We start from the raw sequence: 25,555 nt of genomic DNA on the forward strand, positions 1-25,555 counted from the left end.
TATTGATCTACCCACAGCCAGTCGACCGATACACCTAGTGACGAAGACGTGTTCTACTCGATAGCGCACGAACCGGACGGGCACCCCTCGGCCCGCCCGGCGACGTCCTGCGTACTCAGGAGTACGAGATGACCGCCATGACCCTGGTAACACTCGCCCAGCAGCAACCGCCCGCCCTGGGCACAGGCGGGGTTCGCCAGTGGATCCTCGACAACCTCGTCCCCCTGCTCCTGCTGACGGTGGCGCTCCTGCTGCTGTGGCTCGGCGGGGGCAAGGGCGACAACGCGGGTGTCATGCGCCGCCTCGGCGGCGTGATCATCGCGCTGGCGATCATCGGACTGGCCGTGACCACGAACGCGGGCGCGAACATCGGCTCGTGGATCGCGGGCCTGTTCACCGGCGGGTGACCCTTGCGGGTACGCACTGACGACGAGGTCTACCGGGTCGACGCCGTCTGGCTCGGCCCGCCCAAGGCGACCTTCCCGTGGCGGGCGCGCTACGTCGCGTGGGGGGTCGGGATCGTGGTCTTCCTCCTGGTGACGGCGCTCCAGCGACAGCTCGGCTTCGGGTTCGACTTCATCAACACCGGCTGGGGCTTCGTGATCACGATCGCCCTGACCAGGTTCATCTGCACGCGGATCAGCCACGAACGCCCGCTCTCGTCGGTGATGGCGATGTGGGTGCGTGAGCTGACCGCGCCGCGCGAGACGACCTCGGGCAGGGGCGGCGCCGCCAGCGCCGCCCGCATCCGGGTCAACCGGGAACGCCCCCGCAGGCGTGTCAAGTCGAAGAAGGGGGCGAAACGCGCCAGCGACGCCACCCGATCCCAGCAGCAGCCACGAACCCAGCAGCCCGGGCCAGATCGTCGTAAGAAGGAGGTGCGCGGTGTTCGGACGCCGGCGTGACCGTGACCGACGCTCCGCTGCGCACGTCGCCCAGCACGCCGCCGCCGCGCGCGACGACCGCAAGGTCTACAGCAAGCGGGGCCGTCGCCTGCCCGGCGAGCAGGCCGTCCCCAGCTACACCCCGTCGATCTCCGCGCGCAGCATCGACGGCCACCTGCTGCGCACCGGCCAGGAGGTCTACGCCTGGTACAAGCTCGCGCCGCAGCGGTGGTCGTTCCGCTCGGACTCACAGCGCCAGGACCTGATCGCCGCCATCGCGGGCCAGTACGCCGAGCTCCAGGGCCGTTGGATGCACCTGCGGGTGACGACCCGGCCGTACCCGATCCGGATGTGGGCCGAGGCGCACGTGCACAACGCCGTGCGCCGGCTCCCGGACACCCCCGGCACGCTGAGCTTCGACGACTACATGGTCGGCGAGCAGCAGCAGCTGATGGGCCGCTCGATGGCGGAGAAAGAGGTGTACCTGGGCGTCCAGGTGCAGACCCGCAACATGATGGACCGCGCGGTCGAACGCGCCGCCCCCGTGCTGCGCAAGGTCTTCCCGGACGCCGTGGACGCCGAGCTGGTCGCCATCGAGTCCGAGATCGACCACCTCGACCAGGTGATCGGCTCCGCGGGCCTGGAGGGCCGCCCGGCGACGGCCGAGGAGATGTCCTGGCTGATGCACCGGTCGTGCTCGCTGGGCCTGCCCGCACCGCGCAACCTGCCCGCCGTGCCCGGCGCGCCGTGGGAGCCGGAGGACCTGGCCTCCTTCACCGACGCCGCCGACTTCCACCAGGAGCCGTACGCGCCGACCGTCACGGTCCGCGGGCGCACCGGCTCCAACGCGGGCATCAAGCGGCACGTCGCCGTGCTCACCGTGGGTCTCATGCACGGCCTCCAGATCCCCGAGGTCGACGACCCGTGGGTGCAGCGGTCCGACCGCCTGCCCGCCGCCGTCGAGTGGTCGGCGCGCATCTACGTGCGGCGTCCCGAAGAGGTCTCCGGCGAGCTCCAGCGGCAGATGTCGAAGGTGCGCTCGCAGGTCCGGCACTACACCGACGAGCACGAGCTGGAGCCGCCGCAGTCGCTGGCCCGGCAGGCGTCCCGGGTGCTGGAGATCGACGACGAGATGACGTCGGGCTTCACCGCCCTGGGCACCCGGGTGCGCAGCTGGTGGCGGCTCGCGGTGTCCGGTCCGACGGAGCGCGAGGCGCTGCGGCTGGCCCAGGCGCTGCTCGACCTCTACAAGCCGAAGGTCGCCGTCGAGCACCCCGAGGCGCAGTACGCCATCGCCCGCGAGTTCATCCCCGGCGAGCCGCTGTCGTCCTCGGCGTACCTGCGCCGCGGCTCGGTGCTGTGGGCGGCCAGCGCGGTGCCCACGGCCACGGCCGAGGTGGGCGACCGGCGCGGCATCCTGCTGGGCGAGACGGTCACGGCGACCCGCCGCCCGGTGGCGTGGGACCCGTGGATGGCGCAGGAGTTGCGCGACTCGTCCGGCCTGACCGCGATGGTCGCGGGCCTCGGCGCCGGCAAGTCGTTCCTCGGCGGCGGCATCGTCTACAAGACGCTGCGCGCCGGGGCCCACTGGACGCTGCTCGACCCGTCCGGCCCGCTGGCCGCGCTGTGCGAGCTGCCCGAGCTGCGCCCGTACGCCCGGCCGATCAACCTGCTCAACGCCCAGGCGGGCATCCTCAACCCGTACCGCGTGGTGGCCGAGCCCATGCTCGATCACTTCATGGACGAGGAGGACCCGGAGCGGACGTGGCGGCGCGAGCGCGCGCTGGCCGCGGCCACCCGCCGCCGCCTCGTGCTCGACGTGCTCACCGGCCTGCTGCCCTACGAGGTCGCGCGGCTGCCGCAGACCCGGATCGTGCTGCTGCGCGCGGTCCGCACCGTCGGCGGCAGGCCCGACGCGCACCCCGGCCAGGTGTTCGAAGCGCTTCGCCGCGACTCGTCCGAGCACCACGAGCACGCCGTCGTCGTCGCCGACTTCCTCGACGAGATGCGGGAGCGCATGTCGCTGCTCATCCCCGAGCAGGACCTCGACCCTTACGACGAGGCGCGCGACGACCGGCTCACCGTGCTCACCATGGCGGGCCTGAACCTGCCGAAGGACGGCACGGGCCGCGAGCACTGGACGGATGCGGAGTCCCTCGGCGTGGAGATGCTCAACCTCGCCGCGTGGCTCACCCAGCGCTCGATCTACGAGCGGCCGAAGGACCTGCGCAAGGGCGTCTGGATCGACGAGGCGTTCTTCCTGTCCGAGGTGCCCACGGGCCGCGTGCTGATGAACCGCTTCGCCCGCGACTCCCGCAAGTGGAACGTCCGCGTGCTGCTGTCGTCCCAGATCCCGGCGGACTTCCTGCGCATCCAGGGCTTCGTGGCCCTGCTCGACTCGGTGTTCGTGGGCCGGCTGGACGACGACCAGGCGCAGGCCGACGCGCTGCGGCTGCTGAAGGTCCCGGTGGGCGCGGGCTACGAGCAGGTCGTGGCGTCCCTCGGACGTCGCCCCGGCGGTGTCCGCAACAGCACCGAGCGCGACCGCGCGCCCCGCCAGTTCATCTTCGGCGACGGAGCGGGCGGCGTCGAGCGCATCCGGGTCGACTTCTCCGGACCGCACCTGGAGCACCTGCGCAACTCGCTCGACACCACCCCGGACGCCCTGCGCCAGGGCGCGGAGTCCACCGAGGTCGAGGTCTCGCCCCCGCCGCCGGACCCGTTCGCCCACGCGGAGCAGCACCCCGACGACTACGACGACGAGCTGGCGGCCGACCTGGAAGTCGGCCTGGCCGACGAACTGGTCGAGTCGACCCACGGTGAGGGAGGAAACCGCCGCAACGGGCGGGAGGGCGCCGCATGAGCACCCTCCTGCTGGCGGCGCTGGTCGCCGTCGCGCTCTACGCGCGGCGGCGGTTCAGACGTGCCCGCGACGAGGGCACGCTCACGCACGGTCGCCCGCACCGCTGGCGCTCCCTCGGCGTGGTGGTGGGCATCATCGCCCTCCAGGTCGTCATCGGGGCCACGCCGGCGCAGGCCGCGCCCTGCGGCGAGGCGCCCAACCCGGAACGCCCCGGCTCGGGCATGGTCGGCGCGATCGACCCGCCCATCGGCAACGGCCTGCCGGACACCCCGTACCTGACCTACGGGTACGCGGGCATGGTGTGGCACACCTACCAGGAGAAGTGCTCCATCCCGAACGCCACCCCGGTGCTCGACACCTGGATGGGCAACGAGCTGTTCAACGTCGGCAAGAACATCGTCGGCGCCACGAACGCCCTGCACTACACGGTCGTCGGCCAGGGCCTGCTCCAGCCGCTGGACGAGGCGGTGCGGGACGGCGTCCAGAAGGTCTACGACAACGTCTACCTGCGCTGGTTCGGCCTGGTCGCGCTGATCCTCGCGGTGCTGATGTTCCGGCAGATCTGGCAGGGCGACCTCGCGTCGATCTCCAAGCGCGGCATGTGGGCGCTGGCCGCGATGTGGCTGGCGACCTCGACGCTGGCGCTGCCCCAGTTCTACGACCTGCTCGACAACACCCTCGTCACCAAGACGTCCGAGATCCAGGCGGGCTTCATCGACGTCGAGGAGGGTTCCGACACGCTCGACGTGCTGCCGTCGCGCCTGCACGACTCGGTGGTCTACCAGTCGTGGCTGCGCGGCGAGTTCGGCGCGCCCGAGGCGCCGCAGGCCGCCGAGTTCGGGCCGAAGCTGCTGGCCGCGCAGGCGTGGACGGTGCAGGAGCTGGCCGAGCACAAGGACGGCGACCAGACCGCCCTGGACGCCAAGAAGGCCGAGTTCGAGAACATCTACACCCAGCTCGGCCCCACCCAGGGCTACTTCACCGGTGACGACGGCGGTCGCACCGGCGCCGGGTTCCTGTCGCTGCTGCAAGCGGTCGCCTTCTCGCTGTTCCAGCTGTTCGCCAAGGCCGCCGTGCTGCTCGCGCAGCTGCTGCTGCGGGTGCTCACGCTCGCCGGGCCGCTCATCGGCCTGGTCGCCCTGATCCACCACGACCTGCTGCGCAAGGTCGCCCGCGCCGCCGCCGTGACCGTGTTCAACGTGCTGGTGCTGGCGGTGCTGGCGGGGACGCACGCCCTGCTGCTCCAGGCGATCTTCAACGCCACCGGCCTGACGCTGCTGACCAGGACGCTGCTGGGCCTGATGCTCACGCTCGTCTGCTTCATGGTGGGCAAGCCGATGCGCCGCATGTGGCAGATGGTCGAGATGTCCGTCGGCACGGCGGGCAACGCGCTGCCGATGCGCGGCGGCGTCCTGTCCCGGCTGCGCAAGAAGAAGGAAGGCCCCACGCCGCAGGACGAGTTCTGGGACACCGTGCGCGACACGGACCCGGACGGTCCCGAGGTGCCGCAGCGCGACCGGCGGCGGGTGCGGCCGGAGGCGGCCAACCCCGTCGTCGCCACCTCGCAGCGGCTCGACCGGGCCGGCAACAGCGTCGGCGAGGTCGGCATCGGGGTCGGCGGCGGCGGTGGCGGTGGGACGCCGGCGTTGCCGGCCGGCGGGTACGGCAACTCCGCGGCGCTGCCGTCCGGGCGGTCGCGGGTCGTGGACGCGCCGCCGGTGGCGGACCGCGGGTGGGACCGGGTGGACGACGCGGTGCTGGTGCCCTCACGGGTGGCGAACGGGTTCTCCCGCGTCGCGGACACCCCGGTGGTGCCCGGCCCGCGGCGGGCGGAGACGGAGGTCGTGGCGGGACGGCAGGTCCACGTGATCTACCGGCCCTCACGCGGGCTTGAGGTCAGGGACAGCTGATGCCGATCAGGACGAACCGCGGGCGCACCGCGGTCTACCGACGCCTGTGGGGGTGGCCGCTGCGGTCGCCCCGCCACCTCGCCACGGCGCTGATCCTGTTCTTCGCGCTGGTCGTCGTGGTCGGCTTCGTCATCCCCAACGCGCTCGGGCCGCGCTCCACCGCGAACCCCGCCGGCACGACGACGCCCGCGACCGGCGCCACGTCCCGCGGCAACCAGATCGGCGTGCTGCCGACGGTGACCACCTCGCCGCTGCCGACGAAGGCGCCCAGCCCCACGCCGGCGGGCACGTCGGTGCCGGTCGACCCGAACGCGCGGCTCGTCGCCGACGGGTGGATCGACGCCTACTCGGACTACCAGCCCGGCAAGACCACCAAGGAGCAGTGGCTCGACGGGCTCAAGGCGTTCACCGCGGACGAGCTGTTCCCCCGACTCCAGTCGGTCGAGCCCGCGAACGTGCCGGTGGTGATCGACCAGGCCGTCACGGCGGCGAAGTCGTTCCCCGACTCGGCGGAGTTCGAGGCGAAGCTGGAGAGCGGCAAGCTCGTCGTGACGGTGGCGAGGCTCCCCGAGGGTTGGCGCGTCCAGAAGTACACGAAGGTGGGCTGACATGCTCAAGATCGCGTTGGCTGTCGCGGCCGTGGTCGCCGTGGTCGCCGTCACGGTGACCAACGGCGTGTCCACCGTCATCAACGAGAACACCCCGACCGACGAGTCCGGGCAGATCCGCATGGCCAGCTGCAACGCCTCCCTCGGGCCGTGGGAGGGCGGCAGCCAGGAGAAGGGCGCGGCGGAGGCGGACCGGCTCACCGAGGAGCAGCGGACCACGGTCGCGAACATCATCAAGATCGGCCGCGAGCGGAAGCTGCCGCCGCTGGCCTGGCAGATCGCGATCCAGGCGGGCATGACCGAGTCGGGCCTGCGCAGCCTCGACTACGGCGACCGCGACTCGCTGGGCATCTTCCAGATGCGCCCGTCGATGGGCTGGGGCACGCCGGCCGAGGTGACGGACCCCCACTACGCGATCAACAAGTTCTACGACGTGCTGCTGGCCCTGCCGAACTGGGAGGAGCAGCGCCCCGGCGACTCGGCGCAGGACGTGGAGCGCTCCGCGTTCCCCGACCGCTACCACAACTGGGAGGCGATGGCGGCCTTCCTGATCGGCAAGGAGGGCGACGTCGTCGACCCGGCCGGGTGCGGCGAGGCCGTCGGCGACTTCCTGCTCGCGTCGAACGCGGCGGCCACCGCCATCGAGTTCACCAGGCAGCAGCTCGGCGAGCCGTACCTGTGGGGCGGCAACGGGCCCGACGCGTGGGACTGCTCGGGCATCCTGGTCAAGGCGTTCGGCGAGGCGGGCGTGAAGATCCCGCGCGTCGCCAACGACCAGTACATGGCGGGCGGGGCGCACCTGCCCGTGCGGGAGGCCAAGGCCGGTGACCTGATCTTCTGGGCCACGAACCCGGCGCAGCCCGTCACCGTGCACCACGTGGGCATGTACCTGGGCAACGACGAGTACATCCACGCGCCGCAGACCGGCGACGTGGTGAAGATCAGCAAGATCAACTGGGATTACCACGAGTTGATGCCACTGGCCGTCCGGCCGGGCGTGTAGGGAGGCACGACGGTGTTCAACCACGACCCCATCCAGCGCCACGCCGGGCCGCCCGCGTCGAGCACCCCGACGCGGGACTACCTGAACACGCGCCCGCCGGGGGTGGACGACGGCTACGCGGTGCTGCCGCGCTCGCTGGTCGAGGCCATGCCGCTGCCCTGGCAGCAGCAGATGGCGCACCTGCTGGCCGACTTCCACCGCACCTACGGCCACCTCAACTGGCCGCTGTACCGGGTGGTGCCGTCACGGCGGGAGCGGCTGGTCGACCTCGACGAGGAGCAGTTGGCCGAGGTGGGCGCGATCGTGGAGATCGACGCCGACGGCGAACTGGTGTACCGGGACCGCACGGGCAAGCTGATCACCGACCCCGAGCGCCAGACGGTGCTGGTGTCGGTCCTCGACCCGATCCCCGGCGAGTACGCCAACGCCAACCAGAGCACGCCGCCGCGCGGGTTCCCCCAGCCGCCCGCGGTGCCGCAGCCGGCGTACCCGCAGTCCGGGCCCCTGCCGGTCCAGCAGGCGCCCGGGAGGCAGGCGCCGCCGCGCTGGCCGTGAGCCGACGGCCCGCCGCCGACATGACATGCGTGCCCGCGCATGGAAACCTGGGATCATGGTCGCTGATCCGAACGCGTGGTACTACTGCCTGACCCACCGCACGGTCGAGCGCGGCGCGGGCTGCCGCGGCGCCGACCGGATGGGCCCGTACCCGGACGAGGCCGCGGCGCGGCGCGCGCTGGAGACGGCGCGCGAGCGGACGAAGGTCCAGGACGAGGCCGACGAGGAGTGGGACGAGCGCTGAACCCGGTCTAGGGTGCACGGCATGGTGGTGATCCGCACCGACCGCGTCCGCCCGGAGGGGGCCGAGTCCGACCCGGGGTTGGACTTCAGCGGCATCCGGACCGAGTTCGCGCTGCCCGACGGGTTCCCCGCGGCCGCGCTCGCCGAGGCCGAGCGGGCGGTGGCCGAGGGCGTCGACCCGGCCGGGCGCGAGGACGCGACGGCGCTGCCGCTCGTGACGATCGACCCGCCCGGCTCGAAGGACCTGGACCAGGCGCTGCTGCTGGAACGCGTCGGCGCGGGCTTCCGCGTGCACTACGCCATCGCCGACCTCGGCGCGTTCGTCGTGCTCGACGGCGCGCTGGACGCCGAGGTGCGCCGGCGCGGGCAGACGCTGTACCTGCCCGACGGCAACGTGCCGCTGCACCCGCCGGTGCTGTCCGAGGGCGCGGCGAGCCTGCTGCCCGGCCGGACCCGGCCCGCGGTGCTGTGGACGTTCGAGTGCGGCCCGGACGGCGAACCGACCGACGTGCGCGTGCGGCGGGCGTTCGTCCGGTCCACCGAGCAGTTCGACTACGAGGGCGTGCGGGCGTCGTTCGACGCGGGCACGCCCCACCCGTCGGTGGCGGCCCTGCCGGACTTCGGCCGGCTGCGCCGGGAGCGCGCCGCCGACCGCGGCGCCGTGGAGCTGCAACTGCCCGAGCAGGAGATCGCGCCCAACGGGGACGGCGACTGGAAGCTCGTGGTCCGGCCGCGCTCCGACGTGGAGGCGTGGAACGCGGAGATCTCACTGCTCACCGGGATGTCCGCCGCCGAGGTCATGCTGGACGCCGGGGTCGGCGTCCTGCGCACCCTGCCCGACGCGGACGACGGCGCGGTCGACGCGCTGCGGCGCTCCGCGCACGCCCTGGGCGTGCCGTGGCCGGCCGGCGTGACGCCGGCGAAGCTGCTCGCCGACCTCGACCCGGCCCGCCCCGAGGCGCTCGCCCTGTTCGTCGACGCCACCCGGCTGCTGCGCGGCGCGGGCTACACCGCGTTCGACGGGAAGATCCCGCAGGTCAGCACGCACGCCGGCTTGGCAGCCCCGTACGCGCACGTCACCGCGCCGCTGCGGCGGCTCGTGGACCGCTTCGCCACCGAGGTCTGCCTGGCGGTCACCGCCGGGCAGGAGGTGCCGGACCGGCTGCGCGCGGCGCTGCCGCTGCTGCCCGGCCTGATGGGCGGGTCGGACGCGCTGGCGTCCAAGGTGGACCGGGCCTGCCTGGACCAGGTCGAGGCGTGGGTCATGGCCGACCGGGTCGGCCAGGTGTTCGAGGCGGTCGTGCTGCGCGCGGACGACAACGGCGCGGACGTGTTCGTCGCGCAGCCGCCGGTGATGGGCCGCTGCGCGGGGGAGGGCCTGCGCGAAGGGGAACGCGTGCGGGTGACGCTGGTGGAGGCCGACCCCGGACGACGGAAGGTCGCGTTCGCCCGGTTGTGATGTGATGGCCGGGTGACTGACATTCGCGAGATCACCGTCGGGGTGCTGGGCGGTACCGGCGCGCAGGGCAAGGGCCTGGCCCTGCGGTGGGCCAAGGCGGGGCTGACGGTCGTCATCGGGTCGCGGGACGCCGGGCGCGCCGAGGCCGCCGCCGAGGAGGTGCGGACCGCCACCGGCGTCGGGCACGTCAGCGGCGCGGACAACGAGGGCTGCGCGTCGCAGGCGGACGTGGTGCTGGTCGCGGTGCCGTGGGACGGGCACGCCGACACCGTGGCGTCGCTGCGCGAGCAGCTCGCCGGCAAGGTCGTGATCGACTGCGTGAACCCGCTGGGCTTCGACAAGCAGGGGCCGTTCGCGCTGCCCGTGCCCGAGGGCAGCGCCGCCCAGCAGGCCGCCGCGCTGCTGCCGGACTCCCGCGTCACGGCCGCGTTCCACCACGTGTCCGCGGTGACGCTGGCCGACCTGTCGGTCGAGACCGTCGAGGGCGACGTGCTGGTGCTGGGCGACGACCGCGAGGCCACCGACCTGGTGCGGGCGCTCGCCGACGCCGTGCCGGGCTTCCGCGGCGTCTACGGCGGCCGGTTGCGCAACGCGCACCAGGTGGAGGCGTTCACCGCGAACCTCATCGCCATCAACCGCCGGTACAAGGCGCACGCCGGCCTGAGGATCACCGACATCTGATGCTGCCCGTCGACGACCTCGGCGAACCGGTGCCGCTGCCCGGCCCGCCCGCGCGGGTGGTCAGTCTCGTGCCGTCGCTCACCGAAGCCCTGGTGTCCGGAGCCGTCGACCCGGCCGCCCTGGTCGGCGCCACCGACTACTGCACGCACCCGGCCGGCCTGGACGTGGCGCGCGTCGGCGGCTCGAAGTACCCGGACGTGGACCGGGTGCTGGCGCTGCGCCCGGACCTGGTGGTGGCCAACGGCGAGGAGAACCGGCCGGAGGACGTCCAGCGGCTGCGCGCCGACGGCGTCCCGGTGTGGGTGACGGCGGCGCCCGCCACCGTGCCCGCCGCCCTCGGGTCGCTGCGCCGGCTGCTCGGCACGGCGTGGGACGTCGAACCCGGCTGGCTGGTGGAGGCCGAGCGGCTGTGGCGCGACGTCACGCCGCCGTGGGCGCGCGCCGTCGTGCCGGTGTGGCGCAAGCCCTGGGTGGTGCTGGGCCGCGACACGTTCGCGGGGGACGTGCTGCTGCGCCTGGGCGTGGTCAACGCGTTCGCCGACCACGCCGAGCGCTACCCGAGGCCGCCGCTGGCCGACCTCCAGGACGCCGAGCTGGTCGTGCTGCCCGACGAGCCCTACCTCTTCACCCCCGACGACGGGCCGCAGTTCTTCCCCGGCCTGCGCCCCGTGCACGTCTCCGGGCGACACCTGACCTGGTACGGGCCGTCCCTGGTGGAGGCGCGGGCCTCGCTGGCGGCGGCTCTCGGCCGGTAGGGGCCGCCCCGTCGTGCCCGACCCCTCGACGGGCACGACGGGGCGGCGGTCTCACCAGCGCTGCCAGGGCCCGTCGTTGCGCTCGAAGGTGCGCAGCCCGAACTCCTCGCTGTCGTCGAGCGCCCGGCCGGTGGCCTCGTTGACCAGCGTCACGGTGCCGTCGTCCCAGGCGAAGCGGAACCACGTCTGGAACGGCGTCTGGTTGCACGGGAAGGCGCGCAGCCCGAACTCGTCGCTGTCGTCCAGGCAGTTCCCGGTCGCCACGTTCCGCATCTCGGTCCCGCCGCCGTCCCAGGTGTGCACGTTCCACGCCTGGTGGTCGTTCAGGTAGACGGGCATGGGGCGCAGCCCGAACTCGCTGTCGTCGAGCGCCCGACCGGTGGCGGCGTTGTGGAACCGGTCGACGTAGTCGTCCTGCGGCGCGGCGGCGTTCGCGGCGGTGGCGGGTGCCAGCGCGGCGAGCGCGAGCGCGGCGGCGGTGAGGGTCTTTCGCATGGTGTCCTCCTCGGTGTCCCGGCCCGGCGGGCCGTGTGCCACCACCCTGCGGACCGGCCCCCGCGAGAACCCCGCGGAAACCCCGCGGGGCAGGTCGGGGCGCGGAATCACACGGCCGGTACCTCAGGACCGGCCTCGCGCGCACCGATGCACACGAGGTGGGGAGCGCACAGGCAGGACCGGCCTTCGGCGTGCTCGGGGTGGTCGAGGCGAGGGTCGGCGGCGAGCCGGTCGACATCGGCCACCCCCGCCGGCGCAGCGTCCTCGCGGCCCTGCTGGTCGACGTCAACCGGGTCGTGCCGGTGGACGAGCTGGTGGACCGGGTGTGGGGCGAGCACCCGCCGGCCCGCGCCCGGCACTCCCTCTACAGCCACCTGTCCGGGCTGCGCCGCGTCGTCGCGCCGGTCGGGGCCTCGCTGACCCGCCAGGCGGGCGGCTACGTGCTGACCGTCGACCCCGCCTCGGTCGACCTGCACCTGTTCCGGGAGCTGTGCGCGCGGTCCCGCGAGGGCGACCGGCCGCTGGCCGCCGCGGACCGGGCGCTGGCGCTGTGGCGGGGCCGGGCGTTCGAGGGCGCGGACACGCCGTGGTTCGCCGAGGTGGCGCGGCGGTTGGAGCAGGAGCGCCTCGCCGCCGAACTGCACCGCAACGACCTGCTGCTGCGCCTCGGCCTGCACGCCGACCGGCTCGCCGACCTCGTCGCCACCGCCGCCGCGCACCCGGTGGACGAGCGGGCCGCCGCCCAGGTGCTGCTCGCCCAGCACCGCTGCGGTCGCCGGGCCGAGGCGCTGGCGCACTACCGGTCGGTGCGCGACCGGCTGGTCGACGAGCTGGGCGTCGAGCCCGGTCCGCGGCTGCGCGAGCTGCACCGGCGCGTCCTCGCCGGCGAGCCGCTGCCGGAGCCCGACCGGCCGACCCCGCGCCAGCTGCCCGCCGCGCCGCCGCACTTCGTCGGCCGCGCCGTCGAACGGGCCGCGCTGGACCGGCACGCCACCGCGCTGGTGGTGATCGCCGGCACGGGCGGCGCGGGCAAGACCGCGCTGGCGCTGCGCTGGGCGCACGACAACGCCGACCGCTTCCCGGACGGCCTGCTGCACGCCGACCTGCGCGGCTTCGACCCGGCCTGCCCGCCCGTGCCGCCCGCGACCGTGCTGCGCGGGTTCCTCGAAGCGCTCGGGGTGCCCGCGCACGGCGTGCCGGCCGGCCCGGCGGAGGCGGGCGCGCTGTACCGCAGCCTGCTCGCCGGCCGCCGGGTGCTGGTGCTGCTCGACAACGCCGCCGACGCGGCCCAGGTCCTGCCGCTGCTGCCCGGTGGCACGTCCGGCCTGACCCTGGTGACCAGCCGGGACCGGATGACCGACCTGGTCGCCGCGCGGGGCGCCGACCACGTCGGCCTCGACGTGCTGACCGGCGGGGAGTCCGTCGCGCTGCTCGCCGAACGGCTGGGCCGCGACCGGGTCGACGCCGAACCCGCCGCCGTCGCCGAACTCGTGGAGCGCGCCGCCCGGCTGCCGCTGGCGCTGTCCGTCGTGGCCGCCCGCGCCGCCGTGAACCCCGGTTTCCCCCTGCGCGCCCTGGCCGACGAGCTGCGCCACGAGCACGACCGCCTGGACGCGCTGGACGCCGTGGCGGACGTGCGCGCCGTGTTCGCCTGCTCCTACCGCACGCTGGGCGCGGACGCCGCGCGGCTGTTCCGCCTGCTCGGCGGCCACCCCGGCGCGGACGTGGACGCGCACGCCGCCGCGTCCACCGCCGGCGTCCCGGTCGCGCGGGCCCGCGCGCTGCTGGCCGAGCTGAGCCGCCGGCACCTCGTCCACGAGCGCGCACCGCACCGCTACGGCACGCACGACCTGCTGCGCGCCTACGCGGCGGAGCTGGCCCGCGCGCACGACACCGGCGCCGAGCTGGTCGCGGCCCGGTCCCGGCTGGTCGACCACTACCTGCGCACCGGCTACGCCGCCGAGCGGAGGTTGGCGCCGCACTGGCCGCCGATCACCCTCCCGGCCGCGCGCGACGGCGTCGTGACCAGGGAGATCGGCAGCTACGACGAGGCCATGGCGTGGTTCGACGCCGAGCACACCGCCGTGCTGGGGGTCCTCGACGACGCGGTGCGCCACGGCTGGGACGCGCACGCCTGGCAGCTGCCGTGGGTCCTCACCTCCTACCTCAACCGGCGCGGCCGGTGGCGGGAGAAGGCCGACGCCCTGCGGACCGCGCTGGCCGCCGCCGACCGGCTGGGCGACCGGGACGCCCTCGCCGTCACCCACCACCTGCTCGGCCGCGCGGCCACCACCCTGGGTGAACGCGCCACCGCGCTCGACCACCTCGGCCGCGCGCTGGAGCTGCACCGGGAGCTGGGTGACGAGACCGGTCAGGCGATCGTCCACTTCTCGCTGGCCGCGGAGCACGAGCAGCGCCACGACCTGACCGCGGCGCGGACCCACGCCCGCCGGGCGCTGGAGCTCCACACCCGCACCGGCGACCGGACGTGGCAGGGCTTCGACCTGACCGCGTTGGGCTGGTACGCGGCCTGCCTGGGCGACCACGCCGGGGCACTGGCCCGCTGCCGCGAGGCGGTGGCGCTGATGGACGACCGCGACGGGCTCGCGCACTGCCACCAGATCATGGGCTGCGCCCACCACCACCTGGGCGACCACGAGGAGTCCGTGGCCCACCACGGGCGGGCCGTCGCGCTGTTCCGCCTGCTGGGCGACCGGTACCGCGAGGCGTGGGGCCTGGTCCTCACCGGCGACGCCCACCGCGCCGCGGGACGGGAGGACCGGGCGCGCGCGACGTGGAGCAGGGCGCTGGCCATCCTCGACGGCCTCGGGCACGACGACGGCGCGGCGATCCGCGAACGGCTGGCGCGGGTGCCGGCCGCCGCCGGTCGCTAGCGCGTCGCGGATCGCCGCCGCCCGGCGAGGGCCGGGGACCCGTCAGGCCCGGAACCGGTCGGTGGCGGCCAGCAGGGCGCGCAGGGTGCCCGGCTCGTCGAACGCGTGCCCCGCGTCCGGCACGACCACCAGCTCCGACCCGGGCCACGCCCGGTGCAGCTCCCACGCCGAGGTGGCGGGCGTGGCCACGTCGTAGCGGCCCTGCACGATCACGCCGGGGATGCCCGCGAGCCGTCCCGCGTCGCGCAGCAGCTGTCCCTCCTCCAGCCACCCGCCGTGCCGGAAGTAGTGGTTCTCGATGCGGGCGAACGCCAGCGCGTACCGGGGCTCGGCGAACGCCTCGACCAGTTCGGGCCGGGGGAGCAGCGTCACCGTGGAGCCCTCCCACACGCTCCACGCCACGGCCGCCGGCTCGTGCACGGCCGGGTCCGGGTCGTGGAGCAGCCGGGCGTAGGTGCCGATCACGTCGCCGTCCGGCGCGAAGCTCGCGACCCGCTCCCACAGCTCGGGGAACAGGAACCCGGCGCCGCCGCCGTAGTACCAGTCCAGTTCCTTGCGCCGCAGCGTGAAGATGCCGCGCAGCACCATCTCGGTGACCCGCTCCGGGTGCCGCTGGGCGTAGGCGAGCGCCAGCGTGGAGCCCCACGACCCGCCGAACACCTGCCACCGGTCGATCCCCAGGTGCTCCCGCAGCAGCTCCATGTCCGAGACCAGGTGCCACGTGGTGTTGGCGCTCAGGTCGCCGACCTCGCCGGCGTGCGGCGTGGAGCGCCCGCAGCCCCGCTGGTCGAACAGCACGATCCGGTAGGCCGCCGGGTCGAACACGCGCCGGTGCACGGGGGCGCACCCGCCGCCGGGGCCGCCGTGCAGGAACACCGCGGGCTTGCCGCGCGGGTTGCCGCAGGTCTCCCAGTACACGCGCTGGCCGTTGCCGACGTCGAGGACGCCCTGGTCGTAGGGCTCGATCTCCGGGTACATGCCGCCCACTCTGCCCGAGCGGGGTGACGAGTGGACCACCTCGCCGGAGGCGGGGGTGGACGACCGGGGCCGGAGGGGGTCGCCGCGGTCCCGCGACGACCCCCTCCGAATCACGCGATCAGTGGAAGGTGTGCTCCGGGCCGGGGAACCGGTGCCCGCGCACCTCGGCGGCGAACTGCTGCGCCGCCGACGTCATCACGCCCGCCAGGTCGGCGTAGCGCTTCACGAACCGGGGCCCCTTGCCGCGCCGCAGGCCCATCATGTCCTGCCACACCAGCACCTGGGCGTCGGTGTCCGGGCCCGCGCCGATGCCGACGGTCGGGATCACCAGGTCGTGCGTGATCTGCTTGGCGACCTCGGCCGTCACCATCTCCAGCACCACGGCGAACGCGCCGGCCTCCTGGACGGCGTGCGCGTCGGCCACGACCTGGTCGAACGCGTCGTCGCGGCCCTGGACCCGGTACCCGCCCAGCTGGTGCTCGCTCTGCGGCGTGAACCCGATGTGCGCCATGACCGGGATGCCGGCCGCCGTGATCGCCTTGACGTGCGGGGCGAAGTGCTCGCCGCCCTCCAGCTTCACGGCGTGCGCCCGGCCCTCCTTCATGAACCGGACCGCCGTCGCCACGGCCTGCTCCACGGACACCTGGTAGGAGCCGAACGGCAGGTCGGCCACGACCAGCGCCCGCTTGACCGAGCGCGTGACGCCGCGCACGAGCGGGATCAGCTCGTCCACCGTCACCGGCAGCGAGGTGTCGTAGCCGTAGACGTTGTTGGACGCGGAGTCGCCGACCAGCAGCACCGGGATGCCGGCCTCGTCGAACAGCTCCGCGGTGTACATGTCGTACGCGGTGAGCATGGGCCAGGGCTCGCCGCGCTCCTTCATCTCCCGCAGGTGGTGCACGCGCACCTTCCTGCCGGCCGGAGCGCCGGAAGCGCCGTTGCCGTAGGGCGCAGCCACCTCAGCAGCAGAGGTCATCGTCGACCGTCCTCCCTCGAAGCCCGCGCCGTCGCGGGTCCCCGGGTGTCGTTGCACGGTTTACCCGACCAGCGTCGCACCGTCCGGGGGGAAAGTGCGCGGAGTGCGAGTAGCTTCACACGCCATGGCGTGCCGCATCACGGAGCTGGTCCTCGACTGCACCGATCCCGAAGCCCAGGCGCGGTTCTGGTGCGCCGTGCTGGACTACGAGGTCCTGGGTCGCGAGGGCGACGCGGTGGAGATCGGCCGCCCTGGTGAGCACCCGACGATCGTCCTGGACCGGGTGCCCGAGCCGAAGCGGCAGAAGCTGCGCCTGCACCTCGACGTCAACGCCACCGACCGCGACCAGGACGCCGAGCTGGAACGCCTCGAAGCCCTCGGGGCGCGCCGCAAGGACATCGGCCAGGGCGAGGTCACCTGGTACGTCCTCGAAGACCCCGAGGGCAACGAGTTCTGCCTGCTCAGCCGTCGCGTGGAGCCGTGACGGCGAGCACCCCTACACCTGCACGGTCGGCAGCACGACCAGTTGCCGCAGGTTGACGTGCTTCGGCCGGCTCGTGGTGAAGCCGACGACGTCGGCGATGTCGGCCGCGGCCAGCGGCGGCACCGCGTCGCGCCACGTCGTCAGGTCCGCCGACACGTCCGGGTTGTCGATGTGATCGGGCAGTTCGCTGTGCACGAGACCGGGCTCGATGTTGGTCACGCGGACGCCCAGCGCGCCCAGTTCGGTGCGCAGGTTCGCCGACAGGTGCGTCACGGCCGCCTTGGTGGCCGTGTAGACGGCGTAGTTCGGGAACGTCTGGTGCGCGGCCACCGAGGAGATGTTCACCAGGTCGGCGGCGCCCTCGCGACCGGCCTCGACCAGGTCGGACGTGAACACCCTGGTGACGTTCAGCAGGCCCTTGAGGTTGGTGTCGATCATCCGGTCCCACTCGTCGTCGCGGCCCTCGGTCAGCGGGTTGCCCAGCATGACGCCCGCGTTGTTCACGACGAGGTCCACGCGCCCGAACCCGGCGTGGACGGCCTCGACCGCGCCGGACAGGTCCTTCGTGACGTCCGCCGCGACCGCAAGCGCCTGCCCGCCCTCGGCCCGGATCTTCTCCGCCAGGTCGGCGACGCGCTCGGCCCGCCGGGCCAGCAGCGCGACCCGCGCCCCGGAGCGGGCCAGGACCAGGGCGGTCTCGGCGCCGATGCCGCTGGCGGCACCGGTGACGACGGCAGTGCGGTTGTTCAGGTCGTAGGTCATGTCCACAACACTGGGGCCCGCGCGCCCCGGTACCCGAGGCCCCGGTCGACCACGGGTCGGCGGTGCCCCCGGTCCGGCTGTCCTGGGTCTGGCAGTACCCAGTCTCGGGACGCCGCGCGCGGCCATACTGGGAAGGTGAACCACGACCTCGGCGAATTCCTCCGCACCCGCCGGGCACGCGTGCGACCGGACGACGTCGGCCTGCCCGGTGGTGGGCGGCGGCGGGTGCCGGGCCTGCGCCGCGAGGAGCTGGCGCTCCTGGCGGGCGTGAGCGTGGACTACTACGTGCGCCTGGAGCAGGGCCGCACCCCGGCCGTGTCGGACGCCGTGCTCGACGCGGTCGCCCGCGTGCTGCGCCTGGACGAGACGGAGCGCGCCCACCTGCGCAACCTCGTCCGGCCGGCGCCCGCGAAGCGCCCCGCGCCGCAGCGGGTCCGGCCGGGCCTGCGCCGGCTGCTGGAGATGGTCGGCGACGTGCCCGCGTTCGTCATGGGTCGGCGTGCGGACATCCTGGCCTGGAACCCGCTGGCCGATGCGCTGTACGGCTTCGGCGGGCTGGGCGAGGAGGAGCGCAACTCGGCCCGGCACACGTTCCTGCGCCCGGAGGCCCGCACGTTCTACCGGGATTGGCCGACCGTGGCCGCCGACATGGTGGCGTTCCTGCGCCTGGACGCCGGCCGCTACCCCGACGACGCGCGGCTCGCGGCACTGGTCGGCGAGCTGTCGGTGAAGGACGAGACGTTCCGGACGCTGTGGGCGCAGCACAAGGTCATGGAGAAGACCCACGGCACGAAGCTGATCGCGCACCCCCTCGTGGGCGACCTGGACCTGGACTACGAGTCGCTGCGCCCGGCCGGTGACGCCGACTTCACGCTCGCGGTCTACACGGCGAAGGCCGGTTCGCCGACCGAGGAGCGGCTGAAGCTGCTGGCGAGCTGGGCGGCGTCACCCGACGCGGCGCTTGAGGGCGCGGAGGAACGCCGCTAGCGCCGGTCCCCGGAACTCCAGCACGTCGCCGTTCTTGGAGTCGCGGACCGCGTCGAGCCCGCCCCGGACCTCGACGCAGTCACCGCCGCTGTTCCCGCTGTGCGAGCTCTTCCGCCAGGTCATACCCCGACGCTATCAAGCAGGTCGGTGCGCGACACCGCCACGAGGTCGCGGAAAACGGCTTCGTAGTGGGAGATCCGGCTCTCCTCGTCCACCAGCAGCCCGTCGGTGAGCGTCTCCACGTACACCGTCTTGCCACGCTGCCCGGTGAGGATCACGAAGGGGAAGTACAGGGCGCTGGTCAGCCCCACCTCGTCCGGGATCACCCGGATGGTCACGTGCGGCAGCTCGGACAGCCTCTTCAGGTGCCGCAGCTGCTCGAACCGGGTCTCCGGTGACCCGACCGGCCGGCCCAGCACCTCCTGCCGGATCACCATCACGTACTCGACCGGGTTCGGACCGGTCAACCTGACCTGCCGGGCCAGCCGGGCCTGCACCAGGTGCTCGACCTCGTCGGGCGTCAGCGCGGGGTTGGTCCGGATGACCGCCCGTGCGTACGCCTCGGTCTGCGCGAGGCCGTGCACCAGGTCCGGCCGGTACAGCTCGATGCGCCGCGCGGTCTCCTCGGTGTCGAAGTACTTCCGCAGGCGGTCGGGGACGGCGGTGCCCCACGGCGTCTTGGGTCGCCGCCGTCGCGCCTCCTCGCCGAGGTGCAGCAGGTCCGCCCGCTCGGTCCTCCCCACCTCGAACAGGTCGAGCAGGACGACCAGTTCGGCCTGCCGGATCGAGTGGTCACCCCGCAGCAGCTTGCTGATCTTCGACGGCGAGCAGTCGAGGGCCGCCCGGATCTCGGCGGCGGTGACGCCCCTGTCCTGCATCAGTCGGCGGAGGCGATGGGCGAGGCCGACGCGGAAGTCGACCGGGCTCTGGCCGCTGGTCATGGCGCTCCTTGGCGTAGATCGCCGACAGTGTGCCGGAGCCGGCGAAGATCAAAGGTCACCTGATCAGGTATCTAGCCAATCCGACATGTCGGGTTTACGTTTCGGGTTGTGAATAGTGACGAGCGGGCAGAGCTGGCCTACTCCGCCCCGCGCCTGGTCGCCGTGGTCGAGCCCGGCGCGGACGAGCCGGCCGCGCGAGTCGTGGCCTGGTGCCTGGAGTTCGACGACAGCACCCAGGTGGTCTCGGAGGACGGCTCCCTCCGCATGGACCTGGACGGCCTCGACAGCGTCCGCCGCCTGTTCCGCGACGCCGACCTGGTCTGGGTCTAGGGGGCTGGAGGTAGGGGGCCAGGAGGGCTAGGAGCAGCGCGTGCCCTCGGCCGGCAGCTCCAGGTCGATCAGGTACCTGTCGCCCACCGGGTCCACGCACTCGTTGCCCTGGAGGTACACGGTGTGCTGGTTGCCCTCGAACGTGAGCAGCCCGCCGCCCAGCTCCTTCGCCAGGCTCACGCCGGCGTCGTACGGCGTGGCCGGGTCGCCGGTCGTGGAGATCACCAGCACGGGCGGCAGGCCGGTGACCGGCTTCGGCTCCTGCACGGTCGGCGGCACGGGCCAGAACGCGCACGCGTCCAGCGCGCCCGCCGCCGGTCGGCCGTCGTCCAGGAACGGGGCCGCCGCCTTGTACCTCCTGGCCACGTCGTCGAGCACGGCCCGGTCCGTGACGCGCGGCTCGTCGACGCACTTGATCGCCACGAACGCGTCGTTCAGCGTGCCGTACCGGCCCTGCTGGTCGCGGTCGAAGTAGCTGTCGGCCAGCAGCATCAGGACGTCGCCCCGGTTGTTCTTCAGCTCGGTGAGCCCGGTGTTGAGCGGCTCCCACAGCTCCTCGGAGTACATGGCCTGGATCGCGCCGGTGATCGCGTCGTTGTAGGACAGCTCGCGGTCCTCCACCGCCACCGGCCGCTCCGCCAGCGGCAGGGTCAGGTCGCGGAACGCCTGGTTCGCCTTGGCCGGGTCGGCGCCGAGCGCGCAGTCCTGCCGCTTCGCGCACCACGCGGCGAACGCGTCGAACGCCTTCTGGAACCCGGCGCCCTGCGCGATCAGCGACTCGACCTGGTTCTGCGTCGGGTCGACCGCGCCGTCGAGGACGAGCGCGCGCACGTTGCCCGGGAACGCCTGCGCGTAGCCCGCGCCGATGTGCGTGCCGTAGGAGTAGCCCAGGTAGGTCAGCTTCTCGTCGCCCAGGGCGGACCGCATCACGTCGAGGTCGCGCACGACGTCGCGGGTGCCGACGTTGGCCAGCAGGTCGGCGCCGCTGGTGGACGCGCACTTCTCCGCGTACCGCTTGTTCTCCTCCTCCGTCTGCGCGATGCCCGGCGGTGAGGTGTCCAGGTCGGTGTCGAGGCGCTCGACGTCGCGCTCGGCGTCGCTCAGGCACTTCACCTGCGGCTCGCTCGCGCCGACCCCGCGCGGGTCGAAGCCGACGAGGTCGAAGCGCTCGCCGAGGTCGGTCCGCTTGACCTGCGAGGCGAGGCCCGCGGCGGCGGACATGCCGGACGCGCCGGGACCGCCCGGGTTGATGACGAGCGAGCCGATCCGGTCGCCGTCGGCCTGCCGGCGCAGCAGCCCGAGCCGGATGGTCCTCCCGGTCGGCTGCGCGTAGTCGAGGGGCACCTCCAACCGCGCGCACTCCACGTCCGCGCGGTTGCGGAACTGCGAGGTCGTGGTGCCGGTCGTGGCGTACGGGCCGCAGTCCTCCCAGCCGAGCTGCTGGCCGTAGAAGCGCTCCAGGCCCGCGGGCACGGTCCCGGCGGGGCCTCTCCGCTCCAGCGTCGTCCCCGCCGTGGGTGAACCGGTCACCACGGACGTGCAGGAGGCGAGCAGCGGGATGGCCAGTACTAGCAGCAACGATCGGCGCACACCATCGATCGTATGTGTGATTCGTGGGCCACAACGGCCGCCACGGTCGCACGAGGTGAGCGAGAATGCCCCCATGCCACAGCTCCGACTCGCACTCGCCCAGGTCAACGCCTGTGTCGGCGACCTGGCGGGCAACTCCGAACTCGTCGTCGAGTGGTCCCGCAAGGCCGTCGAGGCCGGCGCCCACCTGGCGGTCTTCCCCGAGATGGTCCTGACCGGCTACCCCGTGGAGGACCTGGCCCTGCGCGTGTCGTTCGCGGAGGCCAGCAAGGACGCCCTGACCGGGCTCGCGGGCGCGCTGGACGACGCCGGGTGCGGCGGGCTGGCGGTGTTCGTCGGCTACCTGGACCGCGACGAGCGCGGCATGCGCAACGCCGCCGCCGTGCTGCACGGCGGCCGGGTCGTGGCGCGCCAGCACAAGCACCACCTGCCGAACTACGGCGTGTTCGACGAGCGCCGCTACTTCACGCCGGGCGACTCGCTGGACGTGGTGCGGGTGCACGGCGTCGAGGTCGGCATGGTGATCTGCGAGGACCTGTGGCAGGACGGCGGGCCGGTCGCCGCCCTCGGCGAGGCGGGCGTGGACCTGGTCGTGTCGCCGAACGCCTCGCCCTACGAGCGCAAGAAGGACGACGCCCGGCTGGAGCTGGTGACGCGCCGCGCGGTCGAGGCGAAGGCGCCGCTGGCGTACGTGAACCTGATCGGCGGGCAGGACGAGCTGGTGTTCGACGGCGACACGATGGTGGTCACCGCCGACGGCGCGCTGGTGACCCGCGCGCCGCAGTTCGTGGAGCACCTGGTGGTGCTGGACGTGGACGTGCCGGGCGGCGCGGAGCGGACCGAGGGCGCCTGCGGCGGGTTCACGGTCCGCCGGACCACGATCTCCGACGCCCCGCTCCCGGCCTACGAACCGCTGCCCGTCCCGCAGCCCGCCGAACCGCTCTCCGACGAGGCGGAGGTGTGGCACGCCCTCGTCACGGGCCTGCGCGACTACGTGCACAAGAACGGCTTCCGGTCGGTCGTGCTCGGGTTGTCGGGCGGCATCGACTCGGCCGTGGTGGCGGCGCTGGCCGTCGACGCGGTCGGCGGGGACAACGTGTACGGCGTGTCCATGCCGTCGGAGTACTCCTCGGACCACTCGAAGTCGGACGCCCACGACCTGGCGCGGCGCACCGGGTGCCACTACGAGGTGCGGCCGATCGAGGACATGGTGCGGGTGTTCGTCGACCAGCTGGGCCTGACCGGGCTGGCCGAGGAGAACGTGCAGGCGCGGTGCCGCGGCGTCACGCTGATGGGCCTGTCCAACCAGCACGGGCACCTGGTGCTGACGACCGGCAACAAGACCGAGCTGGCGGTCGGCTACTCGACCATCTACGGCGACGCCGTGGGCGGGTTCGCGCCGATCAAGGACGTCCTCAAGACCCTGGTCTGGGACCTGGCGCGGTGGCGCAACGCCGAGGCCGAGAAGCTGGGCGAGCAGGCGCCCATCCCGGAGAACTCGATCAGCAAGCCGCCGTCGGCGGAGCTGCGCCCGGGCCAGGTCGACACCGACTCGCTGCCCGACTACGACCTGCTCGACTCGGTGCTGGACGACTACGTCGAGGGTGACAAGGGCTACCGCGACCTCATCGCGATGGGGTTCGAGCACGAGCTGGTCGACAAGGTGCTGCGGATGGTCGACAAGGCCGAGTACAAGCGCCGCCAGTACCCGCCGGGCACCAAGATCACGTTCAAGGCGTTCGGCCGCGACCGCCGGTTGCCGATCACCAGCGGGTGGCGCGAGGGCTGACCGGGCACGGGGTGGCGGCGGGAACCCGCCGCCACCCCGCGCGCCCGACCGTCCCTATCCGCGGTCCGCGCGGGGCAGCAGCAGCGCCACCAGCGCGCCGACACCGCAGATCACGGCCGTGATCAGGAAGATCTCGTGGTACTCGGTGAGCAGCGCGTCGGTCAGCGCCCGCTCGTACACCGCGGCGGCGGCCCGGAACTCCTCCTCCGACATGCCGAACGGCAGCGGCGTGTCCAGGTCCGCCGTCAGCTCCCGGAACCGGTGCAGGCCCCACGCCGACAACCCGGCCACGCCGACCAGCATCCCGGTCATCCGCGCCACGACCACCGCCGCCGACGCCACGCCGTGCTGCGCGGGCGGCACGACCCGCAGCACCGCCGCCGACACCGGCGCGATCACCAGCCCCAGCCCGAACCCGGCCACCGCCAGGTCCCGCCCGATCACGAACGACGACACGTCCGCCGGCCACCGCGAGACGAACAGGTACGCCACCCCGGCGAGCAGCAGCCCGCCGGACGACACCCACCGGTCGCCGACCCGGCCCGCCAGCCACCCGCCGACCAGCGCGCCCACCGGCAGCGCGACCAGGAAGCGGGCCAGCATCGCCGCCGCCGCGCCCGAGTCCACCCGCAGCACGGTCTGCGCGAACAGCTCCACGTCCACCAGCGTCACCATCAGCGCCGCGCCGGCCGCCAGCGACACCCCGAGCGAGGCCAGGAACGGCCCCATCCGCACCCCGGCCGGGTCCAGCAGCCGCACCGGCGACCGCCGCTCCCACAGCACGAACGCGGCCAGCACGACCACCGCCGCGCCCAGCGCCGGCAGGCCCCACGAGGGCAGCACCGCGTGCTCGGGATCGGGGTTGTAGAGGCCCACCACGACCAGGCCGAGCGCCAGCGCCAGCAGCCCGCCGCCGACGAAGTCGACGCGCACCCCCGACCCCGGCACCTCCGAACCCGGCCCCGTGGGCCCCGTCGAGCGCGGCACCGTCCACTGCACCAGCGCCATCGCCGCCAGCGCCAGCGGCAGGTTGATCCAGAACACCCACCGCCAGCTCTGCGGCTCCAGCGACTCGAACACCGACCAGGCGTTGAACAGCGCCGCCACGCCCACGCCGTACAGGGTGCCGAGCACGCTGCCCAGCTCCTGCGCCGCGCCGACCACGCCCAGCGCCGACGCCCGCCGCTCCGCCGACCACAGGTCCGCCACCAGCGCCATCGTCACCGGCAGCAGCGCGCCACCGGCCAAGCCCTGCACCACGCGGCCCGCCACCAGCAGCGGCAGGTCGCCGGCCAGCGCCGTGACCGCCGACCCGACCGCGAACCCGACCAGGCACGCGTGCAGCACGAGCCGCCGGCCGAACCGGTCCGACAGCTGCCCCAGCAGCGGCATGCCCGCCACGTACCCGAGCAGGTAACCGGTCACCACCGGCGTGGCGCGCTCCAGCTTGTTCACCGGGATGCCCAGGTCGCGCACCATGTCGACGAGCACGCCGACCACCACGTACGCGTCCAGCGCGCCGAGCAGCACCGCGCCCGCGCCCGCCCCGATCGCCAGCCGCCGCGCCCCGGCGGGGGTCGTCACCGCGGTCACGCGGGCGGGGAGACGGTGAACGGCTTGTTGAAGTCGGACAGGTCGATGGTGACCTTCGCGCCCGCCGGCAGCTCGAACACCGCCCTGGTCAGCTTCTCCTCGCGGACCGAGAACGTCGACTTCACGTCCGAGTCGATGCCCGGCACCAGCCCGGCCGCGACGGCCTCCGGCACGGTCGCCTCGACCACGGTGGCCCCGTCATCCGAACCGGTGGTCTTCGCGTCCTTCGCGTCGGCCAGCACCTTGGCCACGCCCTTGTCGGGGTCCAGGATCAGCGTCGGGTCGTAGACCTGCCCGGCCAGCGCGGCGGGCAGCTTGGTGAACCCGCCCGTCGGCCCCTTGAAGTACAGGTCCTGCCCGACCAGCACGTACTCGACCTCGATGAGCTGGCCGAACTGGTCCACCTTCGCCCGCCCCTGCGACTCGCCGTCCGCGTTCAGGTCGCCCTCGGCGTCCTTCACCGGCACGTCCGGCAGCTCGCCGTCGACCGTGATCACGAAGTGCGTGCTGTCGACGGACCTCATGCCGGCCGACGCCTTCGACAGCACCTCCGGACCTGCAGGCAGGTCGGCGCCGCCGCCTCCGGACGACGTGCAGCCGACCGCCAGTGCGAGCACGAGCGAGCCGATCAGGGTGCGACGAGGGAGCATGGCGTGAATCGTAGGACCCCAGGCCGCCTCGCACGGCCGAACGCGCGCGCAACCCCGTGACCAGGTGTTCCGCCGAGCGCGGGGAACACCCGGAAATCCGGTCCGCGCGTTCCGGCGAGCCGGCA

At 73.6% G+C, this 25,555-nt stretch carries 25 protein-coding genes; 16 read left to right on the forward strand and 9 right to left on the reverse strand.

Annotated features, from left to right (window positions below):
* The first annotated feature begins 128 nt into the window (after nucleotides 1–128).
* From J2S66_RS33420 to J2S66_RS33470, 11 genes are read left to right on the forward strand one after another with little or no spacing between them, the layout of a single operon-like run.
* Nucleotides 129–407: a hypothetical protein gene (locus J2S66_RS33420; protein WP_077008017.1), complete on the forward strand. Its 279-nt coding sequence runs from the start codon at nucleotides 129–131 to the stop codon at nucleotides 405–407.
* A 3-nt stretch (nucleotides 408–410) separates the two neighbouring features.
* Complete coding sequence (locus J2S66_RS33425; protein ID WP_310312680.1) at nucleotides 411–905, forward strand: hypothetical protein; 495 nt, start codon at nucleotides 411–413, stop codon at nucleotides 903–905.
* Nucleotides 886–3,747 (forward strand): ATP-binding protein, encoded by a 2,862-nt coding sequence (locus J2S66_RS33430; RefSeq protein WP_374726164.1) that lies wholly within the window; start codon nucleotides 886–888, stop codon nucleotides 3,745–3,747. The genes J2S66_RS33425 and J2S66_RS33430 overlap by 20 nt, the downstream gene beginning before the upstream one ends.
* Nucleotides 3,744–5,657, forward strand: a complete 1,914-nt coding sequence (locus J2S66_RS33435; protein WP_310312682.1) for a hypothetical protein — start codon at nucleotides 3,744–3,746, stop codon at nucleotides 5,655–5,657. The genes J2S66_RS33430 and J2S66_RS33435 overlap by 4 nt, the downstream gene beginning before the upstream one ends.
* Nucleotides 5,657–6,265 (forward strand): hypothetical protein, encoded by a 609-nt coding sequence (locus J2S66_RS33440; protein ID WP_310312685.1) that lies wholly within the window; start codon nucleotides 5,657–5,659, stop codon nucleotides 6,263–6,265. The genes J2S66_RS33435 and J2S66_RS33440 overlap by 1 nt, the downstream gene beginning before the upstream one ends.
* 1 nt (nucleotide 6,266) lies before the next feature.
* Nucleotides 6,267–7,268, forward strand: a complete 1,002-nt coding sequence (locus tag J2S66_RS33445) for a C40 family peptidase (RefSeq protein ID WP_310312688.1) — start codon at nucleotides 6,267–6,269, stop codon at nucleotides 7,266–7,268.
* Nucleotides 7,269–7,280: 12 nt separating this feature from the next.
* The gene (locus J2S66_RS33450) at nucleotides 7,281–7,823 is read left to right on the forward strand and encodes a hypothetical protein (protein WP_310312691.1); all 543 of its coding nucleotides are present in this window, start codon (nucleotides 7,281–7,283) and stop codon (nucleotides 7,821–7,823) included.
* Nucleotides 7,824–7,878: 55 nt separating this feature from the next.
* Nucleotides 7,879–8,067: a hypothetical protein gene (locus J2S66_RS33455; RefSeq protein ID WP_310312694.1), complete on the forward strand. Its 189-nt coding sequence runs from the start codon at nucleotides 7,879–7,881 to the stop codon at nucleotides 8,065–8,067.
* A gap of 21 nt (nucleotides 8,068–8,088) precedes the next feature.
* Nucleotides 8,089–9,525: an RNB domain-containing ribonuclease gene (locus tag J2S66_RS33460; RefSeq protein WP_310312698.1), complete on the forward strand. Its 1,437-nt coding sequence runs from the start codon at nucleotides 8,089–8,091 to the stop codon at nucleotides 9,523–9,525.
* Between the two features lie 12 nt (nucleotides 9,526–9,537).
* The gene (gene npdG, locus J2S66_RS33465; protein WP_306750938.1) at nucleotides 9,538–10,206 is read left to right on the forward strand and encodes an NADPH-dependent F420 reductase; all 669 of its coding nucleotides are present in this window, start codon (nucleotides 9,538–9,540) and stop codon (nucleotides 10,204–10,206) included.
* A complete protein-coding gene (locus tag J2S66_RS33470) occupies nucleotides 10,206–10,961 on the forward strand; it encodes a helical backbone metal receptor (RefSeq protein ID WP_310312702.1) in 756 nt (251 codons plus the stop codon). The genes npdG and J2S66_RS33470 overlap by 1 nt, the downstream gene beginning before the upstream one ends.
* 51 nt (nucleotides 10,962–11,012) lie before the next feature.
* Here the strand turns inward: J2S66_RS33470 and J2S66_RS33475 are convergent, their stop codons facing one another.
* Nucleotides 11,013–11,456, reverse strand: a complete 444-nt coding sequence (locus J2S66_RS33475; RefSeq protein WP_310312705.1) for an RICIN domain-containing protein — start codon at nucleotides 11,454–11,456, stop codon at nucleotides 11,013–11,015.
* Between the two features lie 158 nt (nucleotides 11,457–11,614).
* Between J2S66_RS33475 and J2S66_RS33480 the strand changes: the two genes are divergently transcribed.
* Entirely contained in the window at nucleotides 11,615–14,350 is a 2,736-nt protein-coding gene (locus J2S66_RS33480; protein ID WP_310312708.1) for an AfsR/SARP family transcriptional regulator, read from the forward strand.
* A 42-nt stretch (nucleotides 14,351–14,392) separates the two neighbouring features.
* On the opposite strand, the gene pip is transcribed toward J2S66_RS33480, so the two are convergent.
* The gene (pip, locus tag J2S66_RS33485) at nucleotides 14,393–15,328 is read right to left on the reverse strand and encodes a prolyl aminopeptidase (RefSeq protein WP_310312710.1); all 936 of its coding nucleotides are present in this window, start codon (nucleotides 15,326–15,328) and stop codon (nucleotides 14,393–14,395) included.
* Between the two features lie 118 nt (nucleotides 15,329–15,446).
* Nucleotides 15,447–16,304, reverse strand: a complete 858-nt coding sequence (gene panB / locus J2S66_RS33490; protein WP_310312713.1) for a 3-methyl-2-oxobutanoate hydroxymethyltransferase — start codon at nucleotides 16,302–16,304, stop codon at nucleotides 15,447–15,449.
* A 124-nt stretch (nucleotides 16,305–16,428) separates the two neighbouring features.
* Here panB and J2S66_RS33495 point away from each other — a divergent pair, with 124 nt between their 5' ends.
* Nucleotides 16,429–16,788: a VOC family protein gene (locus J2S66_RS33495; RefSeq protein WP_310312716.1), complete on the forward strand. Its 360-nt coding sequence runs from the start codon at nucleotides 16,429–16,431 to the stop codon at nucleotides 16,786–16,788.
* Between the two features lie 12 nt (nucleotides 16,789–16,800).
* On the opposite strand, the gene J2S66_RS33500 is transcribed toward J2S66_RS33495, so the two are convergent.
* Nucleotides 16,801–17,550, reverse strand: a complete 750-nt coding sequence (locus J2S66_RS33500) for an SDR family oxidoreductase (protein ID WP_310312719.1) — start codon at nucleotides 17,548–17,550, stop codon at nucleotides 16,801–16,803.
* A gap of 135 nt (nucleotides 17,551–17,685) precedes the next feature.
* Here J2S66_RS33500 and J2S66_RS33505 point away from each other — a divergent pair, with 135 nt between their 5' ends.
* Nucleotides 17,686–18,537, forward strand: a complete 852-nt coding sequence (locus J2S66_RS33505) for a helix-turn-helix transcriptional regulator (protein ID WP_310312722.1) — start codon at nucleotides 17,686–17,688, stop codon at nucleotides 18,535–18,537.
* Here the strand turns inward: J2S66_RS33505 and J2S66_RS33510 are convergent.
* Together J2S66_RS33510 and J2S66_RS33515 are read right to left on the reverse strand one after the other, a co-directional pair.
* A complete protein-coding gene (locus tag J2S66_RS33510) occupies nucleotides 18,496–18,660 on the reverse strand; it encodes a DUF397 domain-containing protein (protein ID WP_310312725.1) in 165 nt (54 codons plus the stop codon). The two genes, J2S66_RS33505 and J2S66_RS33510, sit on opposite strands and share 42 nt — an antisense overlap.
* Nucleotides 18,657–19,478, reverse strand: a complete 822-nt coding sequence (locus J2S66_RS33515; RefSeq protein ID WP_310312729.1) for a helix-turn-helix domain-containing protein — start codon at nucleotides 19,476–19,478, stop codon at nucleotides 18,657–18,659. The genes J2S66_RS33510 and J2S66_RS33515 overlap by 4 nt, the downstream gene beginning before the upstream one ends.
* A gap of 108 nt (nucleotides 19,479–19,586) precedes the next feature.
* Here J2S66_RS33515 and J2S66_RS33520 point away from each other — a divergent pair, with 108 nt between their 5' ends.
* Nucleotides 19,587–19,808 (forward strand): hypothetical protein, encoded by a 222-nt coding sequence (locus J2S66_RS33520; RefSeq protein WP_310312732.1) that lies wholly within the window; start codon nucleotides 19,587–19,589, stop codon nucleotides 19,806–19,808.
* Nucleotides 19,809–19,835: 27 nt separating this feature from the next.
* On the opposite strand, the gene J2S66_RS33525 is transcribed toward J2S66_RS33520, so the two are convergent.
* On the reverse strand, nucleotides 19,836–21,398 hold the full coding sequence (locus tag J2S66_RS33525; protein WP_310312735.1) for an alpha/beta hydrolase: 1,563 nt from the start codon (nucleotides 21,396–21,398) through the stop codon (nucleotides 19,836–19,838).
* A gap of 73 nt (nucleotides 21,399–21,471) precedes the next feature.
* Between J2S66_RS33525 and J2S66_RS33530 the strand changes: the two genes are divergently transcribed.
* Nucleotides 21,472–23,187 (forward strand): NAD+ synthase, encoded by a 1,716-nt coding sequence (locus tag J2S66_RS33530; protein WP_310312739.1) that lies wholly within the window; start codon nucleotides 21,472–21,474, stop codon nucleotides 23,185–23,187.
* 54 nt (nucleotides 23,188–23,241) lie between these two features.
* Here J2S66_RS33530 and J2S66_RS33535 read toward each other — a convergent pair whose 3' ends face one another.
* Together J2S66_RS33535 and J2S66_RS33540 are read right to left on the reverse strand one after the other, a co-directional pair.
* Nucleotides 23,242–24,780: an MFS transporter gene (locus tag J2S66_RS33535; protein WP_310312743.1), complete on the reverse strand. Its 1,539-nt coding sequence runs from the start codon at nucleotides 24,778–24,780 to the stop codon at nucleotides 23,242–23,244.
* The gene (locus tag J2S66_RS33540) at nucleotides 24,777–25,430 is read right to left on the reverse strand and encodes an LppX_LprAFG lipoprotein (protein ID WP_310312746.1); all 654 of its coding nucleotides are present in this window, start codon (nucleotides 25,428–25,430) and stop codon (nucleotides 24,777–24,779) included. The genes J2S66_RS33535 and J2S66_RS33540 overlap by 4 nt, the downstream gene beginning before the upstream one ends.
* Nucleotides 25,431–25,555: the final 125 nt, after the last annotated feature.

The organism is Saccharothrix longispora (assembly GCF_031455225.1).
Taxonomy (GTDB): domain Bacteria; phylum Actinomycetota; class Actinomycetes; order Mycobacteriales; family Pseudonocardiaceae; genus Actinosynnema; species Actinosynnema longispora.

What these genes read in the sequence shown, in the direction of transcription:
- J2S66_RS33420 (WP_077008017.1), top strand. Translation starts at nt 129, where the DNA reads ATGACCGCCATGACCCTGGTAACACTCGCCCAGCAGCAACCGCCCGCC.
- J2S66_RS33435 (WP_310312682.1), top strand. Translation starts at nt 3,744, where the DNA reads ATGAGCACCCTCCTGCTGGCGGCGCTGGTCGCCGTCGCGCTCTACGCG.
- J2S66_RS33440 (WP_310312685.1), top strand. Translation starts at nt 5,657, where the DNA reads ATGCCGATCAGGACGAACCGCGGGCGCACCGCGGTCTACCGACGCCTG.
- J2S66_RS33445 (WP_310312688.1), top strand. Translation starts at nt 6,267, where the DNA reads ATGCTCAAGATCGCGTTGGCTGTCGCGGCCGTGGTCGCCGTGGTCGCC.
- J2S66_RS33455 (WP_310312694.1), top strand. Translation starts at nt 7,879, where the DNA reads ATGGTCGCTGATCCGAACGCGTGGTACTACTGCCTGACCCACCGCACG.
- J2S66_RS33460 (WP_310312698.1), top strand. Translation starts at nt 8,089, where the DNA reads ATGGTGGTGATCCGCACCGACCGCGTCCGCCCGGAGGGGGCCGAGTCC.
- J2S66_RS33470 (WP_310312702.1), top strand. Translation starts at nt 10,206, where the DNA reads ATGCTGCCCGTCGACGACCTCGGCGAACCGGTGCCGCTGCCCGGCCCG.
- J2S66_RS33475 (WP_310312705.1), bottom strand. Translation starts at nt 11,456, where the DNA reads ATGCGAAAGACCCTCACCGCCGCCGCGCTCGCGCTCGCCGCGCTGGCA.
- pip (WP_310312710.1), bottom strand. Translation starts at nt 15,328, where the DNA reads ATGTACCCGGAGATCGAGCCCTACGACCAGGGCGTCCTCGACGTCGGC.
- panB (WP_310312713.1), bottom strand. Translation starts at nt 16,304, where the DNA reads ATGACCTCTGCTGCTGAGGTGGCTGCGCCCTACGGCAACGGCGCTTCC.
- J2S66_RS33495 (WP_310312716.1), top strand. Translation starts at nt 16,429, where the DNA reads ATGGCGTGCCGCATCACGGAGCTGGTCCTCGACTGCACCGATCCCGAA.
- J2S66_RS33500 (WP_310312719.1), bottom strand. Translation starts at nt 17,550, where the DNA reads ATGACCTACGACCTGAACAACCGCACTGCCGTCGTCACCGGTGCCGCC.
- J2S66_RS33510 (WP_310312725.1), bottom strand. Translation starts at nt 18,660, where the DNA reads ATGACCTGGCGGAAGAGCTCGCACAGCGGGAACAGCGGCGGTGACTGC.
- J2S66_RS33515 (WP_310312729.1), bottom strand. Translation starts at nt 19,478, where the DNA reads ATGACCAGCGGCCAGAGCCCGGTCGACTTCCGCGTCGGCCTCGCCCAT.
- J2S66_RS33530 (WP_310312739.1), top strand. Translation starts at nt 21,472, where the DNA reads ATGCCACAGCTCCGACTCGCACTCGCCCAGGTCAACGCCTGTGTCGGC.
- J2S66_RS33540 (WP_310312746.1), bottom strand. Translation starts at nt 25,430, where the DNA reads ATGCTCCCTCGTCGCACCCTGATCGGCTCGCTCGTGCTCGCACTGGCG.